A 16,095-nucleotide genomic window follows, 5' to 3' on the forward strand; every position below is an offset into this window, starting at 1 on the left:
CGTACATATGATTTCGCGGCCATCGCCGCGTGCGTAAGATGAGTTCCATCCAAGCGGTGGACCAGTCCCATGCCCGCCGAAATTCACGCACGGTCCAGGACAACGCCCTTGCAATCGCCTTCCAGAGTCTCCGTGATCGACGATGACGAATCCGTCCGCGTCGCCTCCTCCAGCCTGTTGCGCTCGCTCGGCTGGGAGGTCAGCCTGTATCCGTCGGCGGAGTCGTTTCTCGACGCCGATCCGCTCGACGGCCTCGCGTGCATCATCACCGATCTCAACATGCCCGGCATGTCCGGCCTGCAACTTCAACAGCGCCTGCACGAACTGAAGCCGGACGTGCCGGTCATGTTCATCACCGCGTTCGCATCGGACGCTGCACGCCGTCAGGCGCTCGACGGCGGCGCGGTGTGTTTTCTCAGCAAGCCCGTCGATGGAACCGCCGTCGCCGATTGCCTGGAACGCATCAGGCAAGGCTTTTGGAAGGATTAGAATTCATTGCATCATCCGGCCGGCGCGCGCGGGCCGCGATATTTCCAACGAACGCTTTTTCGAACGCTCAATGACCATGCCGCCTGTTTCGTTCGTCGTTCGTTTCCATTCGCCGGCGTCCGTCCGGCCGTGATGGAGACATTCCAGAGCGCGCCGCGCGCGGTGCGTCACGATGTGCGCATCGTGTGGATGCTCGCGGCGGCCATCGCGCTCGTCGTGTTCCTGATCGATGCGCTCACGCCGCTCGATATCGCCATCGCGGTGCTGTATGTGATCGTCGTGCTGCTCGTCGCGTCGACCGGCAATCGCACCGCGACCATCACGACGGCGTGGGGCTGCGTGGTGCTCACGCTCATCGGCTTCATCCTCTCGCACGACGAAAACGTGTCGGGCGGGGCGCTCGCGCGCTGTGCCGTGAGCCTGCTCGCGATCGGCACGACCGGCATCCTCTCGCTGCGCAATCAGTCCACGACGACCAAGATGCAGGAGCAGCTCGAACTGCTCAATCTCGCGCACGATGCGATCGTCGCGCACGACATGAACGATCGCATCACGTTCTGGAATCGCGGCGCCGAAGCGCTCTACGGCTATTCGGCGCAAGAGGCGATCGGTCAGCCGATTCATCGCATGACGCAGTCGAACTCGCCCGTGCCGCACGCGCAGATTCGAACGGAACTGTTGCGCTCGGGGCGCTGGGACGGCGAGATCACGCGCGTGCGGCATGACGGCGGCGAGATCGTGATCGCGAGCCGCGCCGCGTTGCTGCGCGACGCGAACGGCCTGCCGCGCGCCGTGCTCGCGACCAGCAACGACATCACGCAGCGCAAGCGCATGGAAGCGGAATTGCAGCGCCAGCGCGATGCGCTCAAGCGCAGCGAGGCGTTTCTGCTCGACGCGCAGCGCCTCTCGCGCACCGGCAGCATCGCGACGCGCCTGCCCGCCGGCACGATGTGGTGGTCCGACGAGGCGTACCGCATCTTCGATTACCCGCGCGATGTCGAGCCGTCCATCGACGCGATTCTGGCGCGCACGCATCCCGACGACATCGGCATCGTGCGCGGCGCGCATGAATCGGCGATCGGCGGCGCGTGCGACATCGACGTGGAGCATCGGCTTCTGTTGCCGGACGGCTCGGTGAAGCATGTGCATTTCGTCGCGCATCGCGCATCGACGGAAGCCGACGGCGACGAATACGTCGGCGCGCTGATGGACGTCACCGACACCAAGCTCGCGCAGGAAGCGCTCGCGCGCTCGACCGCCGAACTGGCTCACGTGACGCGCGTCACGATGCTGGGCGAACTCGCGGCATCGATCGCGCATGAAGTCACGCAGCCGATGGCCGCGATCGTCACGAACGGCGACGCCGGCTTGCGCTGGCTCAACCGCGCGCAGCCGGAAATCGCGGAAGCGCAGCAATCGATCACGCAGATGATTCGCGACGCCAAGCGCGCGAGCGAGGTCATCGCACGTATTCGCGCGATGGCGCGAAAGCGCGACAGCCAGCCCGCGACGCTCGACGTGAACGAGATCGTCGGCGAGACCATCGAGCTCGTGCGGCGCGAACTCGGACGTCATCGCGTGGACGTGCGCACGGAACTCGCGACGCCGTCGCCTACCGTGCAGTGCGATCGCGTGCAGTTGCAGCAGGTGCTCATCAACTTGTTCATGAACGCCGCGCAGGCGATGTCCGGCGTGAACGGGCCGCGCGTGTTGCGCATCGCGACGGGCGCGAGTGCGAGCGACGACGGCTACGCGCAGATCACCGTGCAGGATTCCGGCACGGGCATCAGCGTGGACAACGCGCGCCGTCTTTTCGACGCGTTCTTCACGACGAAGGCCGAAGGCATGGGCATGGGTTTGTCGATTTGCCGTTCGATCATCGAGGCGCACGGCGGCAGGATATGGGCGGAATCGCCCGAAGAAGGCGGCGCGCGCTTGCGCTTCGTGCTGCCCGAAAACCAGGGGGGAGACGATGAGCATTGACAAGGACGCGGACACGAAGACGAACGCCGCGATGGTCTACGTGGTCGACGACGACGAATCGATGCGCGACGCGCTGCGCTCGCTGCTGCGTTCCGTCGACCTGAACGTGACGACGTTCGCGTCCGCCCACGAATTCCTTGCGTACGACATGCCGGAGGTGCCCAGTTGCCTGATCCTCGACGTGCGGCTGAAAGGGCAGAGCGGCCTCGCCGTGCAGGAGCAGATGGCCGCGAGCCAGTTGGGCTTGCCGATCGTCTTCATGACGGCGCACGGCGACATCGCGATGACCGTGAAGGCGATGAAGGCGGGCGCCAGGGATTTTCTCGCGAAGCCGTTCCGCGATCAGGACATGCTCGATGCCGTCGCGCAGGCGCTGGAGGCCGACGAGGAACGGCGCGCGGCGAGCCGCTCGGTCGCGGATTTGCGGCGCTCGTATGAATCGCTGACGCCGCGCGAGCGCGAGGTGATGGCGTTCGTCGTGTCGGGCCTGATGAACAAGCAGATCGCGGCGGAAATGAATCTGAGCGAGATCACGGTGAAGATTCATCGCGGCCAGGCGATGAAGAAGATGGCGGCGCGCTCGCTCGCCGATCTCGTGCTGAAGGCGGAGGCGCTCGGCGTGAAGATGCCGCAGGGCGCATCGACGCCGACGCGCGCGCAGCGGCCGTAGGGCGCGTTTATCGGTGCGGCGTTCTGACGGACGATGCCGCTTCTTCGTCGAGCGCGATCCGCTCCAGCGGCAGTTCGGTGTCGTAGCCCGCGCGATGGAGCGCGCTCCAGTCATGCGGCGCGCTGACCGAATACCAGGTTCCGAACGCCAGCACGGCGGCGCAACCCGATAACAACACGCGTGTCGATGTATCGCCCATGATGCGCTCCCAATGCGTGACCATGACGTCAGCTTAGAGAAGCGCACGCGCGCCGACCATTCTACGAACGGCTCGGCGCGCTCATACCAACGTGTGATGCGCTACCACGCGCGGCCGCGTTCGCCCAGTGCGGCGACGGCCTGCTCGTCGTTCGTGAGCGCGTCGCCGTCGCGATCGGAAAACCGATAGCTGCCGCGCTCTTCCGATTTCGCTTCATAGAGCGCCGCGTCGGCACGCTTCAACGCGCTTTCGAACACTTCGCCCGGATGCGCGAGCGCGATGCCGACGCTCACGCCCACGCGCACCGTCTGTCCGCACGCGAGCGTGTAGGGCGCGGACAGTTCGCGGATGATCTTGCGCGCGAACACGGCGTTCGACGCATCCGCGATATACGTCGCGACGATCGCGAATTCGTCGCCACCGAGACGCGCGGCCAGTTCGCCGCGTCGCATCGCGTTGCGCAGGCGGTCGGCGACGAGCTTCAGCAAATCGTCGCCTGCGTTGTGGCCGTGCGTGTCGTTGACGCGCTTGAAGCCGTCGAGATCGACATACATCACCATCACTTTTTCGCGGCCGGCGCCGCCCGCCATCAGACGCCCGGCGTGATCGCCGAGATAGCGCCGGTTCGGCAAGCCCGTGAGCGAATCGTGATGCGCCCAGTGCAGAATCTTCGCCTCGGCCTTGCGGCGCTCCGTCACGTCCTCGATGATGATCACCGCGCTGCCGTCCGGCACCGGGTTGCGGCTCAGTTCGAGATGGCGGCCGTCACGCAGCGGCAGATCGAGCGGCAGATTGCCCGCCTCGAGCCATTGCGCGCAACGCTCGGAGAACTGCGCACGCAGCGTCTCGCCGAACTTCGACAGCCCGACATAGCCGATGAATTCCGGCAAGGACACGTTCAGCCGCAGCGTCTCGACGGTCGCGCCGAACAGTTCCGCCGCCTTGCGATTCGCGATCACCACCTTGCCCGACGCATCGACGGTGCAGAGACCGTGCGGCATGTGGGCGAGCGCCGCGTCGAAGCGCGCGGCGATTTCGGCGTGGCCCTGCTCGGCGGTCATCAGCGCGACGAGCCCGCGATAGTGGCGCTGCACGACCGCGCACATCGCGCCGATATAGAGAAAGAGCGGCGGCACGAGAATCCAGTAGCCCGCCGGCCCGAACAGCCCGCCGACGCCGATCGGCAGTGCGCCGAGGCACACCTGCGCGATCGCCAGATGCGGCGTGCCCGCGTTGCGCGACGCGATGCCGCCGAGGAGGCCCGCCGTCACCATGATCGCCAGCGACGCGAGGACGGCATCGCCGGAAATCACGCAGGCCATCGTGCCGAGGCCGGACACGAGACACGTCAGGAGCGCGAACGGCGCGTAGCGCTCGGCCCACGGTCCGGGATGCGGTGCGCTCGGGCGGCTCAGCGCGCGATAGCGGCACACGATCGAGAGACGCACGGCGAGCAGGAGCAGGTCGGCGGCGACCCAGAGCATTGCCCAGAGCGCCTGCTGACGCCCGAGCGCGATCATCGCGACGAACGCGCTGGAAATGCCGGACAGCAGGAGCGGGTGCAGGTCCTCGACGAGCGTCGACAGCAACGATGCGCGAATCGCGGCCGTGATGCGCCCGTTCTCTGTCGCCGGCGTGGCCAGAATCGAATCGATCAAGGACGGATTGCCTGACATACGGAAGACCGGGGCCAGCGAGAGGACGAAAACACGGCGACGGCGATGCCGTCACCGCCGGTACTCGTGTATACGGCCGCGGCTGCCCATACTTTAGGCACGACCCTGATTCCGTTGAGGCCGGCCGCCGCCCGATTATTCTCTCCGAGCGCATTCTGACTTTCCTCCGCGCCGAATTATGCTTTTCCGCCGACATAGTAATCTTGCGCTCACACCGTTCAGCCAGAAGCCGGCGCGCGGGTTTTGCCTCATCGAAAGCTTTCGATTCAGGGGCGATCATGAAGAGATGTCCTGCGCGCGACCCGGCGCGGACGTCGTCGGCGAAGAACGAAAAAGCAGTATCGTCGTAAAGATGGCCACAGAAACCGTCGTGCGAACATAAATGGAGACGTCATGGACACGAACTCTCTCTCGGGTGCAAACGGCGAGTCGCACGCCGAGCACCGGAAGCAGACGAAGAAAGCCACCGCGAGCGGCTGGATAGGCTCCGCACTCGAGTACTACGACTTTTTCATCTACGCGCAGGCCGCTGCGCTCATCTTTCCGCAGCTTTTCTTTCCATCGGGCAATCCCAAAGTGGCGATCGTCGCGTCGCTCGCGACCTACGGCGTCGGCTATGTCGCGCGGCCGATCGGCGCGTTCGTGCTCGGCCATCTCGGCGACACGCACGGCCGCAAGAACGTGCTCGTGCTGTGCATGTTCCTGATGGGCTTTTCGACGATGGCCGTCGGCCTGTTGCCGACCTATCACAGCGTCGGCATGCTCGCGCCGGCGCTGCTCGTGATCCTGCGGCTGGTGCAGGGTTTCGCGGTCGCGGGCGAAATCTCGGGCGCCAGTTCGATGATTCTCGAACACTCGCCATTCGGACGGCGCGGCTACTTCGCGAGCTTCACGCTGCAAGGCGTGCAGGCCGGACAGATTCTCGCCGCCGCCGTGTTCCTGCCGCTCGCCTACTACATGCCCGAGGATTCGTTCAACTCGTGGGGCTGGCGCATTCCGTTCCTGCTTTCGGCGTTCGTGCTGGTCGCGGGCTACATCATCCGCCGCGAAGTGCATGAGACGCCCGCGTTCGAGAAGGAAGGCGAGAGGGGCGCCGTGCCGCGCTCGCCGATCGTCGATGCCTTCAAGTACAACCTCGGCGACATGTTCCGCGTCGTCTGCATGGCGCTGATGAACGTGATTCCCGTGGTCGCGACGATCTTCGGCGCGGCGTACGCGGTGCAGGCCGCCTACGGCGTCGGTTTTCACAAGAGCGTGTATCTGTGGATTCCGGTCGTCGGCAACATACTCGCCGTGGTCGTGATTCCGCTCGTCGGCAATCTCTCCGACAAGATCGGGCGCAAGCCGCCGATCATCGTCGGGGCGATTGCATCGGGGCTGCTGTCGTATCTGTATCTCTACGCGATCAGCATTCATAGCGTCGGCATGGCGATCGTCGCGTCGCTGCTGATGTGGGGCGTCGTCTATCAGGGCTATAACGCGATCTTCCCGAGCTTCTATCCCGAGCTCTTTCCGACGCGCACGCGCGTGTCCGCGATGGCGATCTCGCAGAACGTCGGCACGACGATCACCGCGCTCCTGCCCGCGCTCTTCGCGACCGTCGCGCCGCCGGGATCGACGAACATTCCGCTCACGATCGGCTCGATCACGCTCGCCGTCACGATCATCTCCGCCATCGCGGCCTGGAGCGCGCGGGAGACGTATCGCATTCCGCTCAGCCAGCTCGGCGAGCAGGACGCGCGGCCGGTCGAGAAGTCCGAGTACGAGCGCCTGCGCGCGGAATCGGTCGCGAACGCGCGCGCTTCCTAGGCTTCATCTTTCCCATTGTTGTCCTCACGGCGGCGCGTGGTCCGCGCCGTCCGCGTGCCTTCGCGCGCGCACTTTTTATCGATCTGGTGAATTCAAGTGAATACTGACTCAGGCAAGACACGTATCGCGGTGGCGGGCGCGGGCTATATCGGCCAGGCGCACATGGGCGTCGCGCAGGCGAGTGCGACATGCACGCTCTCCGCTATCGTCGATCCCGCGCCGGCGGCGACGGCCATCGCGGAGAAAGCGGGCGTGCCGCTCTACAGGACGCTCGACGAACTGCTCGCGAAGGATCGGCCGGACGGCATCGTGCTCGCGACGCCGAACCAGTTGCATGTGGAGCACGCGCGCATCTGTCTCGCGGCCGGCGTGCCGATGCTGCTGGAAAAGCCGATTGCGCCGAGCGTCGATGAAGCGCTGGCGCTCGTCGACGAAACCGAACGTTCGGGCGTCAAGGTGCTGATCGGCCATCATCGCGCGCATAGCCCGATCATGGCGCGCGCGAAGCAGGTGATCGACGAAGGGCGGCTCGGCAAGCTCGTCGCGGTGATGGGCAGCGCGGTGTTCTTCAAGCCCGACGAGTATTACGCGAGCGCGCCCTGGCGGCGCGAACCGGGCGGCGGCCCGATCCTGCTCAACATGATTCACGAGGTGCATAACCTGCGCATGCTGTGCGGCGATATCGTCGCGGTGCAGGCGTTCGCTTCGCATGCGACGCGCGGCTTTCCCGTCGAGGACACTGTCGCCATCAATCTGCGCTTCGCGAGCGGCGCACTCGGCACGTTCATGCTCTCCGACACGGCCGCGTCCCCGCGCAGCTGGGAGCAGACCTCGCAGGAGAACAAGGCGTATTCGACTTATCCCGACGAAGACTGCTACGTGATCGCGGGCACCTTCGGCTCGCTTTCCGTCCCGACGATGCGTCTCAAGTCCTACGGCCGGGCGGAAGACCGGTCATGGTGGAAGCCCTTCGAGGAAAGCATCGTGCCGATGCAGCGCGACGATCCGCTCGCGCATCAGATGGAACATTTCGGACGCGTGGCGCGCGGCGAGGCCGAGCCTATTGTCAGCGCGCGCGACGGGCTGCAGAATCTGCGGATCACCGAGGCCATCGTGCTCGCCGCCACGAGCGGCAAGATCGTCGAGACCGCCTGAATCTTTTCAATTCCCCATCCCGTTCAAGGAAATCACATGGCAAAGATCCTGACGCTGCACGGCGTCAACCTCAACATGTTCGGCAAGCGCGACCCGAAGCAGTACGGCACGGCGACGCTCGCGCAAATCGACGAGCAAATGACCGCGCTGGGCAAGGAGCTGGGCGTGGAGGTGGAGTGCTACCAGACGAATATCGAAGGCGAGATGTGCTCGCGCATTCATCGCGCGTTCGAGGAAAAGATCGATGCGATCGTGATCAACGCCGGCGCGTGGACGCATTACAGCTACGCGATCCGCGACGCGCTCGCCATTCTGACGGCGCCGGTCATCGAAGTGCATATGTCGCACGTTCACGCGCGGGAAGAGTTCCGCCACAAGTCGGTATTCGCGGAAATCGCCAAGGGGCAGATTTCGGGCTTCGGCGTGGATAGCTATCTGCTGGGCTTGCGCGCGGCGGTCGCTGCGATCAACGCGGGCAAGTAAGGCGCAAAGGCACTGCGTTGTGAGGCTTTTCCGGCGAGGCGCGTGGGCGCCTCGCCGATAACACCGGGTCAGACCGAACGACCGAAATCCTTTGATGCATGCCGCACCGGTTCGTGGTCGCGCTGCACGCGCAACGGTTCCGGATTGCGCTGCGCCGCGCCGCGGATGAACAGCACCGCGCAGACCGCGCAAATGCCCCAGACCGCGGCGATGATCGTCAAGTAGCTCATTTCCTTCTCCCCGATGCTCCGGGCGCGGGCGGCTCGTGCCGTCACCGCTGCCCGCCTTCCGTTAGCCCTGTTGGTCCGTTACGCCTGCGACGCGGGCAGCGCCAGCAAACGTCCGATCAGCTCTTGCGCGAGCGCATGCTGCTCGGTGATGGTCTCGGCATCGTCGGCGGTGGCATCGCGCTCGCCGCGCAGCTTGCCCGCGAGGCGCATGATGTTGTCCGACGCCGACTGCAGCGCTTGCAGCAATTCAGCTTGCGTCGCTGCCGCGCCGACCTGCGATCCTTCGATGAAACACTCTGCCGTGCGATGCGGCCTGGCGTTTCCTTCCATCGTCTGATACATGGCGACCCCGTTTGTGAGTGGATGATGCGATTCTCCCGCCGACGCGCCCTTGTCAATCCTCCGAACAACACCTGATTCCAGCCTCAAATCGATTGTTGTGCGGTTCTGAAGATCGGACGCGTACTGCGGTAGGTCCGCCCATCAAGGCTTCTCGGGTCGCCGGGCGGTAAAATCGCAGATCCGTGCACAGATAATCGGCCTTTTTTGCAGCGCCCTGTGGGGTCGTCCGCACGAAAAAACAACAGTTTTCATTTCAAGAAACGCGTTAAAAGTCGGACGAAACGACCCGGTCGATCGTTCGGTCATACGAAAGCGGTAATTTTTGCGGTCCAGGCAGGCATCGACATGGTTTCAGGCAAGACGAACGACGCACCCCAAAGCGAAACACTCAAGCGCGGACTCAAGAGCCGGCATATCCAGCTAATCGCGCTCGGCGGCGCGATCGGCACCGGGCTATTTCTCGGCGTCGCGCAGACGATCAAGCTCGCCGGGCCGTCCGTGCTGCTCGGCTACGCGATCGCCGGCCTGATGGCGTTTTTCATCATGCGTCAGCTCGGCGAAATGATCGTCGACGAGCCGGTCGCCGGCTCCTTCAGCCATTTCGCCGACAAGTACTGGGGCCACGCCGCCGGCTTCATTTCCGGCTGGAACTACTGGGCCATTTACATCCTGGTGAGCATGGCGGAGCTATCGGCCATCGGCATCTACATGCAGTACTGGTGGCCGGGATTGCCGACGTGGATATCGGCGCTCGGATGCTTCGTCATCGTCAATGCGATCAACCTGACGAGCGTGAAGTCCTACGGCGAGACGGAGTTCTGGTTCGCGATCGTGAAGGTGGCGGCGATCGTCGGGATGATCCTGTTCGGCGGCTATCTGCTCGCGTCGGGCAAGGCCGGGCCGGAGGCGAGCGTCACCAACCTGTGGCGGCTCGGCGGCTTCTTTCCGAACGGCGTGCACGGGCTGGTGATGTCGATGGCCGTGATCATGTTCTCGTTCGGCGGGCTGGAACTCGTCGGCATCACGGCGGCGGAGGCGGAAGATCCGTCGCGCAGCATTCCCCGCGCGACCAATCAGGTCATCTATCGCATTCTGATTTTCTATGTCGGCGCGCTCGGCGTGCTGCTGGCGCTCTATCCGTGGGACAAGGTCGCGACCGGCGGCAGCCCGTTCGTGCTGATCTTCCGCGAGATGAACAGCACGCTCGTCGCCAACGTACTCAACGTGATCGTTCTGACGGCCGCGCTGTCCGTGTACAACAGCGGCGTGTATGCGAACAGCCGCATGCTCTACGGTCTCGCACAACAGGGAAACGCGCCGCGCGCGCTCCTGCGTGTCAGCGGGCGCGGCATTCCGCTCGCGGCGCTGGCCGTGTCGGCGACCGTCACGGCGGCCTGCGTCGTCATCAACTACGTGATTCCGGGACGCGCGTTCGGCCTTCTGATGGGCCTCGCGGTGTCGGCGCTCGTCATCAACTGGGCGATGATCAGCATCATCCACGTGATGTTCCGCCGGCAGAAGCGCGCGAGCAATGAAACGACATCGTTTCCGAGCTTCGGCCATCCGTTCACGAACTACATCGTGCTCGCGTTTCTCGCGGGCATCGTGTGGGTCATGTACGAGATTCCGGACCTGCGCCTGTCCGTCTACCTGATTCCCGTCTGGCTGGCCGTTCTCGGAATCGGCTACTATCTCAAAAAAAGGGGCGCTGACGCGAAGCGCGCCAACCGCCTGCAATCCCGCTGATCTCTCGTCCTGACTCTCGTCCTGATACCGACACCATGTTCGAACATATCGATGCCTACCCCGGCGATCCCATCCTGTCGCTGAACGAAAATTTCCAGAAGGACCCGCGCACCAACAAGGTCAACCTGAGCATCGGCATTTACTTCGACGACGAAGGCCGCTTGCCCGTGATGCAGGCGGTGCGCGAAGCGGAACTGTCGATTCTGAAGGAGCTCGGCCCGAAACCGTATTTGCCGATGGCCGGTTTCGCGCATTATCGCGACGCCGTGCAGTCGCTCGTGTTCGGCAACGACAGCCCGTCGCGCGCGGACGGACGCATCGCGAGCGTGCAGACGCTCGGCGGCTCGGGGGCGCTCAAGGTCGGCGCGGACTTCATCAAGCGCTATTTCCCGCAATCGAAAGTGTGGGTGAGCGACCCGACGTGGGAGAACCATCGCTTCATCTTCGAGCGCGCCGGCTTCGAGGTGAACACGTACCCTTATTACGACGAAGCCACCGGCGGCCTTCGCTTCGACGCGATGCTCGAAGCCATCGACAAATTGCCCGCGAAAAGCGTCGTTCTGCTGCACGCGTGCTGCCATAACCCGACTGGCGTCGATCTCGATCAGTCGCAATGGCTGAAGATCATCGATGTGCTGCAAAAGCGCGATCTGCTGCCATTCGTCGATATGGCATACCAGGGCTTCGGCGCAGGTCTGGACGACGACGCGTTCGCCGTGCGCGAACTCGCGCGCCGTGGCGTGCCGGCGTTCATCGCGAATTCGTTCTCGAAGAATTTCTCGCTGTACGGCGAGCGTTGCGGCGGTCTGCACGTGATCAGCGACGATGCCGCCGAAGCCGACCGCGTGCTCGGCCAGTTGACGAGCGCGGTGCGCGCGAACTACAGCAATCCGCCGACGCACGGCGCGAAGATCGTCACGCATGTGCTGAATACGCCTGAGCTTAAGCGCTCGTGGGAACAGGAACTCGCGTCGATGTGCCAGCGCATCGCGCGCATGCGCCAGGCGATCCACGACGGCCTGAAGGATCACGTACGCGGCGAAATGCTCACGCGCTACATCAAGCAGCGCGGCATGTTCACGTACACGGGTCTCGTCGCGGATCAGGCGGATCGGCTCAAGGAGGAATTCGGCGTGTATATCCTGCGCTCGGGCCGCATGTGCGTCGCGGGTCTGAACGACAGCAACGTGCAGACCGTCGCCGATGCGATCGGCAAGGTGCTCGCCGCAAAATAATCGTTACAGCGCGGGACAGGACAGCACTTTCTGCGGCGGCAGGCTGCCCGGTCCCGTATCGACCTTCGTGCCGCGCGGCGGCGTCAGGATGAGCCGCGCGCTCGTCGCGCTTTCATTCGCAAGCACGTACAGGTCGCCGCTTCCCTCGGGCTGCCAGTACACGCGATACACCTCGCCGTCCTTGTAGACATGCAGCGCGCCGTGCCGCACGGCGCCGCCCCGCCAGAAATTCACGCTTTCTCCTTCCCGCAGCGCAATCATGCCGTCCTGCCCGTTCGTCGCGCTTTCGAGCGTGCCGCAGACGGCATCGTCGGCGTGCGCGTGCGTGCACGCGACGAGCGCCGCGAGCGCGCTCGCGCGAATCGTGTTGGATGCGCGTTTCATCATCGATCGACTCCTCGTCTGGAAATGGCGCGTGCGCCGTCCCGCGCTCGTCGCAAGATATGCGCCGACGTTCCTCCGCGCGTGTGCTACTTTGAATGAAGACAGGCTTCGATCATGGAGGGTCTCATGACTGTGATCGCACCGGACGAAAGAACGGAATTCCTCTCGATTCTCGCGCGCCATCGGCTCGATGAAAGCGATTTTCTCGTGCAGGAAGGCGGCGCGTCCGACATCGTGGACGATGTTTATCCGTTGCAGGGCGTCGTCACCATCACTCGACGTTCCACGCTCAAGGAACGCGAATATCGCATCGGACACGGCACGGAATGGACCGCCGCGTTCGAAAAGGATTTGAACAAAGGCGTGTTCGGCTGAACGGGCACGCCGCAGGCAGTTTTTTCACGCACTTTTTTGAAGCGGAGCACGCGATGAGACCGACTGAATTCAAATCGTTCAAAGCGCATGTCGCGATGCTGCTGCGCGATCTGCCGCGCGGCATGACCGCCGATCTCACGGACGTCGCCGTCGCGTACTGGAACGGCACGCAAGTGGTCGGCGCGTATCTGCGCGACAACGGCCGCATCGACGAGGATTTCGATTTCGACGAAAACGCGTGGGGAAACTGGGGCGACGAATTCCTGATGTGGATGGATGCGCCGCGTTTCTCCGAACGCGCCGATCTGAAGGCCGCGTTCGTCTCCGGCGTGATGCCCGCGAATGCGTGCGGCGGACTCTGGCCGCGGTCGCGCTGATCCGCAGGCGCGCACGCGCCTTTTCCAAGGCAAGTCTTCTGTAAGCACGCGTCGCACGCGTCATCTCCCGCCGAACGGCACAGCGTTTGCTCCTACCCACGACGCGACAGCGTCCGAACCACGACCTCGCATCGGCCGTGTTCCGCCATTCATCGTCACGGAGGGTTTCAGCATGGCTGGCAACGGAAGACTTCATCCGCTCACGTTCTTCACGGCCGTCGTGTTCATCGTCATCGGCGCGTTGCTGGCGGCGGGCGGTGCGTATCTCGTCACGCTGAAAGGATCGTGGTACTACGCGATCGCGGGCGGGGCCATCGTTCTGACCGGGCTTTTGCTGCTGATACGGCGGCGCTCCGCGCTGCTGCTCTTCGCGCTCGTGCTGTTCGGATCGACGGTCTGGGCCGTGTTCGAAGTGCATTTCGACTTCTGGCAACTGATGCCGCGTCTTTGGATCTGGCTGCTGCTCGGGATCTGGCTGCTGATTCCGTTCGTGCATCGCGGCGCGCTCTTCGGTCCGCCTTCGACCGCGCGCGCGGCGCGTACGCCACTCGCCGCCGCGATCGTGCTCGCGCTTTTGCTCGGCATCGGCACGTATTTCATCGATCCGCACGACCGGCCGGGACGCATCGACGTGAATGTCGCCGCCGACGCGAACCAGGCCGATGCCAACGCCGCGACCGGCCGCGCGCCGGGTGACTGGATCGACTACGGCGGCTCGCCGCTCGCGCAGCGTTACGCGCCGCTCGCGCAGATCACGCCGGAAAACGCGCATCAGTTGAAAGTGGCGTGGACGTATCGCACCGGCGACATGCCCGGCCCCGACGATCCGACCGAAACCACCGACGAGAACACGCCGCTCAAGGTCGGCGACACGATCTTCCTGTGTACGCCGCACAGCAAGGTGATCGCGCTCGACGCGGCGAGCGGCAAGGAAAAGTGGCGCTTCGATCCGCAGATTCAGAGTCCGATCGGCTTCAAGCATTGGGAGCATATGACTTGCCGCGGCGTCGCCTATTACGATACGGCGATGCATCCGATGCCCGCCGAAGCCGCGACGGCTTCCGCGCCGGCCGAGGCGAGCGCGCCGGCCGCGTCATCGGACACCGAGGCGCAGGCCGCTTCCGGGCCCGTGGCCGCATCGGAGCCCGCCGCGCCGGTGCAGACGCCCGCGCAAACCACGGCGCTCGCCGAATGCCCGCGCCGTCTCTTCCTTCCGACCGCCGACGCCCGCCTGATCGCGCTCGACGCGGAAACCGGCAAACCGTGCGCGAGTTTCGGCAAGGGCGGAGCGATCGATCTGCGCGCCAACATCGGCCCGTTCACGCCGGGCGGCTATTACTCGACGTCGCCGCCGGCCGTGTTCCGCAACCTCGTGATCGTCGGTGGCCACGTGACCGACAACGAATCGAACAACGAGCCGTCCGGCGTGATCCGCGCGTTCGACGTCAACGACGGTCATCTCGTCTGGAACTGGGATCCGGGCAATCCGGACGCCACCGAGCCGATCGCGGCGGGCGGCACCTACGTGCGCAACTCGCCGAACATGTGGTCGATGTTCAGCGTCGATGAGAAGCGCGGCATGATCTATCTGCCGATGGGCAATCAGACGCCCGATCAGTGGGGCGGCGAGCGCACGCCGCAGGCCGAGAAGTACGCGGCGGGCCTCGTCGCGCTCGATGCCGCGACGGGCAAGGCGCGCTGGAACTACCAGTTCACGCATCACGATCTTTGGGACATGGATGTCGGCGGGCAACCGACGCTCGTCGACCTGCAAACGGCGCAGGGCATGCAGCCGGCGGTGATCGCATCGACGAAGCAGGGCAGCATCTACGTGCTGAATCGCGAAACCGGGCAGCCGATCGTGCCGATCAGCGAAGTCGCGGTGCCGCAGGGCGCGGCGAAGGGCGACCACAGCGCACCGACGCAGGCGGTCTCCGCGCTCAACTTCAATCCGCCGCACGTGAAGGAAGCGGACATGTGGGGCACGACGCCGTTCGATCAGCTCTGGTGCCGCATCAAGTTCAGGAGTCTGCGCTACGACGGGCCGTTCACGCCGCCATCGGAGCAGGGAACGCTCGTGTTTCCGGGCAATTTCGGCGTGTTCGACTGGGGCGGAATTTCGGTCGATCCGGTGCGGCAGATTCTCATCGCGAATCCGGATTACATGGCGTTCACGTCGAAACTGATTCCGCGCGAGAAGCTCCAGGAAGGCGCGACAAGCACGAGCGAGACGAGCGGCATCAAGCAGGCGCGCGGCACGCCGTTTGCCTATGAGATCAGTGCGTTTCTATCGCCGCTCGGGATTCCGTGTCAGGCGCCGCCGTGGGGCTATATGGCGGGCGTCGATCTGCGCACGAACAAGATCGCGTGGATGCACAAGAACGGCACGATCATCGACAGCGCGCCGCTGCCGATTCCGATGCCGCTCGGTGTGCCGAGCCTCGGCGGGACGATCGTGACGGCGGGCGGTGTCGCGTTCCTGACGGGCACGCTCGACCGGTACGTCCGCGCGTACGACGTGCGCGACGGGAAGAAGCTGTGGGAAGCGCGTCTGCCGGCAGGCGGTCAGGCGACGCCGATGAGCTATGCCGATGCGAGCGGCAAGCAGTATCTGCTCGTGACGGCGGGCGGTCACGGTTCGCTCGGCACAAAGGCAGGCGACTACGTGATCGCCTACACGCTGCAATGAGCGATGAAGAAGGCGCGGGAATATTCTCCCGCGCCTGCGCGTTACGAACGACGGTAGGCTTCGGCCATCAGCGCGCTGACCTTGGCGCGTGCGACGAGCGCATCGCGCGTGGCGGCGCGGAGCTTGGCGGCGATGAAGGAAACGAGGGCGATCGGGGTAGCGGCGATGATTCCCATGGTGGACTCCGTACTAGGGGTAACTATCTAGGTAATAACCCTAGGTTAGCACATTGTGACTCATTGCAACAAATTCT

The 16,095-nt window shown here is 64.5% G+C and carries 17 protein-coding genes; 11 read left to right on the forward strand and 6 right to left on the reverse strand.

Features of this window, described 5'->3' with window-relative positions; genetic code table 11:
* Nucleotides 1-108: 108 nt before the first annotated feature.
* The 3 genes from ACEN42_RS30565 to ACEN42_RS30575 all read left to right on the forward strand — a co-directional run bounded on the left by ACEN42_RS30565 (nucleotide 109) and on the right by ACEN42_RS30575 (nucleotide 3,142).
* Nucleotides 109-489 (forward strand): response regulator transcription factor, encoded by a 381-nt coding sequence (locus ACEN42_RS30565; RefSeq protein WP_222946744.1) that lies wholly within the window; start codon nucleotides 109-111, stop codon nucleotides 487-489.
* 132 nt (nucleotides 490-621) lie between these two features.
* Nucleotides 622-2,472, forward strand: a complete 1,851-nt coding sequence (locus tag ACEN42_RS30570) for an ATP-binding protein (RefSeq protein ID WP_371883986.1) — start codon at nucleotides 622-624, stop codon at nucleotides 2,470-2,472.
* A complete protein-coding gene (locus ACEN42_RS30575; protein ID WP_187608438.1) occupies nucleotides 2,462-3,142 on the forward strand; it encodes a response regulator transcription factor in 681 nt (226 codons plus the stop codon). The genes ACEN42_RS30570 and ACEN42_RS30575 overlap by 11 nt, the downstream gene beginning before the upstream one ends.
* Before the next feature lie 7 nt (nucleotides 3,143-3,149).
* Here ACEN42_RS30575 and ACEN42_RS30580 read toward each other — a convergent pair whose 3' ends face one another.
* Both ACEN42_RS30580 and ACEN42_RS30585 read right to left on the reverse strand, forming a co-directional pair.
* Complete coding sequence (locus ACEN42_RS30580) at nucleotides 3,150-3,365, reverse strand: hypothetical protein (protein ID WP_187608437.1); 216 nt, start codon at nucleotides 3,363-3,365, stop codon at nucleotides 3,150-3,152.
* Nucleotides 3,366-3,442: 77 nt separating this feature from the next.
* The gene (locus ACEN42_RS30585) at nucleotides 3,443-5,017 is read right to left on the reverse strand and encodes a sensor domain-containing diguanylate cyclase (protein WP_187608436.1); all 1,575 of its coding nucleotides are present in this window, start codon (nucleotides 5,015-5,017) and stop codon (nucleotides 3,443-3,445) included.
* 393 nt (nucleotides 5,018-5,410) lie between these two features.
* Here ACEN42_RS30585 and ACEN42_RS30590 point away from each other — a divergent pair, with 393 nt between their 5' ends.
* The 3 genes from ACEN42_RS30590 (at nucleotide 5,411) to aroQ (ending at nucleotide 8,464) form a co-directional block, all read left to right on the forward strand.
* Nucleotides 5,411-6,826 (forward strand): MFS transporter, encoded by a 1,416-nt coding sequence (locus ACEN42_RS30590; protein WP_187608433.1) that lies wholly within the window; start codon nucleotides 5,411-5,413, stop codon nucleotides 6,824-6,826.
* A gap of 162 nt (nucleotides 6,827-6,988) precedes the next feature.
* On the forward strand, nucleotides 6,989-7,981 hold the full coding sequence (locus tag ACEN42_RS30595; protein ID WP_371883987.1) for a Gfo/Idh/MocA family protein: 993 nt from the start codon (nucleotides 6,989-6,991) through the stop codon (nucleotides 7,979-7,981).
* 36 nt (nucleotides 7,982-8,017) lie between these two features.
* Nucleotides 8,018-8,464, forward strand: a complete 447-nt coding sequence (aroQ, locus tag ACEN42_RS30600; protein ID WP_035502129.1) for a type II 3-dehydroquinate dehydratase — start codon at nucleotides 8,018-8,020, stop codon at nucleotides 8,462-8,464.
* A gap of 68 nt (nucleotides 8,465-8,532) precedes the next feature.
* Here the strand turns inward: aroQ and ACEN42_RS30605 are convergent, their stop codons facing one another.
* Nucleotides 8,533-8,685 (reverse strand): hypothetical protein, encoded by a 153-nt coding sequence (locus ACEN42_RS30605; protein ID WP_187608508.1) that lies wholly within the window; start codon nucleotides 8,683-8,685, stop codon nucleotides 8,533-8,535.
* 87 nt (nucleotides 8,686-8,772) lie between these two features.
* Complete coding sequence (locus ACEN42_RS30610; RefSeq protein WP_187608432.1) at nucleotides 8,773-9,036, reverse strand: hypothetical protein; 264 nt, start codon at nucleotides 9,034-9,036, stop codon at nucleotides 8,773-8,775.
* A 345-nt stretch (nucleotides 9,037-9,381) separates the two neighbouring features.
* Here ACEN42_RS30610 and ACEN42_RS30615 point away from each other — a divergent pair, with 345 nt between their 5' ends.
* Nucleotides 9,382-10,782 (forward strand): amino acid permease, encoded by a 1,401-nt coding sequence (locus tag ACEN42_RS30615; RefSeq protein ID WP_371883409.1) that lies wholly within the window; start codon nucleotides 9,382-9,384, stop codon nucleotides 10,780-10,782.
* A 35-nt stretch (nucleotides 10,783-10,817) separates the two neighbouring features.
* Entirely contained in the window at nucleotides 10,818-12,017 is a 1,200-nt protein-coding gene (locus ACEN42_RS30620; protein WP_187608430.1) for an amino acid aminotransferase, read from the forward strand.
* A gap of 3 nt (nucleotides 12,018-12,020) precedes the next feature.
* On the opposite strand, the gene ACEN42_RS30625 is transcribed toward ACEN42_RS30620, so the two are convergent.
* Complete coding sequence (locus tag ACEN42_RS30625; protein ID WP_371883410.1) at nucleotides 12,021-12,404, reverse strand: hypothetical protein; 384 nt, start codon at nucleotides 12,402-12,404, stop codon at nucleotides 12,021-12,023.
* 123 nt (nucleotides 12,405-12,527) lie between these two features.
* Here ACEN42_RS30625 and ACEN42_RS30630 point away from each other — a divergent pair, with 123 nt between their 5' ends.
* The 3 genes from ACEN42_RS30630 (at nucleotide 12,528) to ACEN42_RS30640 (ending at nucleotide 15,842) form a co-directional block, all read left to right on the forward strand.
* Nucleotides 12,528-12,776, forward strand: coding sequence for a hypothetical protein (locus ACEN42_RS30630; RefSeq protein WP_371883411.1), 249 nt, complete (start codon nucleotides 12,528-12,530; stop codon nucleotides 12,774-12,776).
* A gap of 53 nt (nucleotides 12,777-12,829) precedes the next feature.
* Nucleotides 12,830-13,153: a hypothetical protein gene (locus ACEN42_RS30635; RefSeq protein ID WP_371883412.1), complete on the forward strand. Its 324-nt coding sequence runs from the start codon at nucleotides 12,830-12,832 to the stop codon at nucleotides 13,151-13,153.
* 172 nt (nucleotides 13,154-13,325) lie between these two features.
* A complete protein-coding gene (locus ACEN42_RS30640; RefSeq protein WP_371883413.1) occupies nucleotides 13,326-15,842 on the forward strand; it encodes a membrane-bound PQQ-dependent dehydrogenase, glucose/quinate/shikimate family in 2,517 nt (838 codons plus the stop codon).
* Nucleotides 15,843-15,883: 41 nt separating this feature from the next.
* Here the strand turns inward: ACEN42_RS30640 and ACEN42_RS30645 are convergent, their stop codons facing one another.
* Nucleotides 15,884-16,018, reverse strand: coding sequence for a hypothetical protein (locus ACEN42_RS30645; protein WP_255504097.1), 135 nt, complete (start codon nucleotides 16,016-16,018; stop codon nucleotides 15,884-15,886).
* Nucleotides 16,019-16,095 lie beyond the last annotated feature (77 nt).

The organism is Caballeronia sp. S22 (genome assembly GCF_964261745.1).
GTDB classification, from domain to species: Bacteria; Pseudomonadota; Gammaproteobacteria; order Burkholderiales; family Burkholderiaceae; genus Caballeronia; species Caballeronia jiangsuensis.

What these genes read in the sequence shown, in the direction of transcription:
- ACEN42_RS30570 (WP_371883986.1), top strand. Translation starts at nt 622, where the DNA reads ATGGAGACATTCCAGAGCGCGCCGCGCGCGGTGCGTCACGATGTGCGC.
- ACEN42_RS30575 (WP_187608438.1), top strand. Translation starts at nt 2,462, where the DNA reads ATGAGCATTGACAAGGACGCGGACACGAAGACGAACGCCGCGATGGTC.
- ACEN42_RS30580 (WP_187608437.1), bottom strand. Translation starts at nt 3,365, where the DNA reads ATGGTCACGCATTGGGAGCGCATCATGGGCGATACATCGACACGCGTG.
- ACEN42_RS30585 (WP_187608436.1), bottom strand. Translation starts at nt 5,017, where the DNA reads ATGTCAGGCAATCCGTCCTTGATCGATTCGATTCTGGCCACGCCGGCG.
- ACEN42_RS30590 (WP_187608433.1), top strand. Translation starts at nt 5,411, where the DNA reads ATGGACACGAACTCTCTCTCGGGTGCAAACGGCGAGTCGCACGCCGAG.
- ACEN42_RS30595 (WP_371883987.1), top strand. Translation starts at nt 6,989, where the DNA reads ATGGGCGTCGCGCAGGCGAGTGCGACATGCACGCTCTCCGCTATCGTC.
- aroQ (WP_035502129.1), top strand. Translation starts at nt 8,018, where the DNA reads ATGGCAAAGATCCTGACGCTGCACGGCGTCAACCTCAACATGTTCGGC.
- ACEN42_RS30610 (WP_187608432.1), bottom strand. Translation starts at nt 9,036, where the DNA reads ATGTATCAGACGATGGAAGGAAACGCCAGGCCGCATCGCACGGCAGAG.
- ACEN42_RS30615 (WP_371883409.1), top strand. Translation starts at nt 9,382, where the DNA reads ATGGTTTCAGGCAAGACGAACGACGCACCCCAAAGCGAAACACTCAAG.
- ACEN42_RS30620 (WP_187608430.1), top strand. Translation starts at nt 10,818, where the DNA reads ATGTTCGAACATATCGATGCCTACCCCGGCGATCCCATCCTGTCGCTG.
- ACEN42_RS30625 (WP_371883410.1), bottom strand. Translation starts at nt 12,404, where the DNA reads ATGATGAAACGCGCATCCAACACGATTCGCGCGAGCGCGCTCGCGGCG.
- ACEN42_RS30630 (WP_371883411.1), top strand. Translation starts at nt 12,528, where the DNA reads ATGACTGTGATCGCACCGGACGAAAGAACGGAATTCCTCTCGATTCTC.
- ACEN42_RS30635 (WP_371883412.1), top strand. Translation starts at nt 12,830, where the DNA reads ATGAGACCGACTGAATTCAAATCGTTCAAAGCGCATGTCGCGATGCTG.
- ACEN42_RS30640 (WP_371883413.1), top strand. Translation starts at nt 13,326, where the DNA reads ATGGCTGGCAACGGAAGACTTCATCCGCTCACGTTCTTCACGGCCGTC.
- ACEN42_RS30645 (WP_255504097.1), bottom strand. Translation starts at nt 16,018, where the DNA reads ATGGGAATCATCGCCGCTACCCCGATCGCCCTCGTTTCCTTCATCGCC.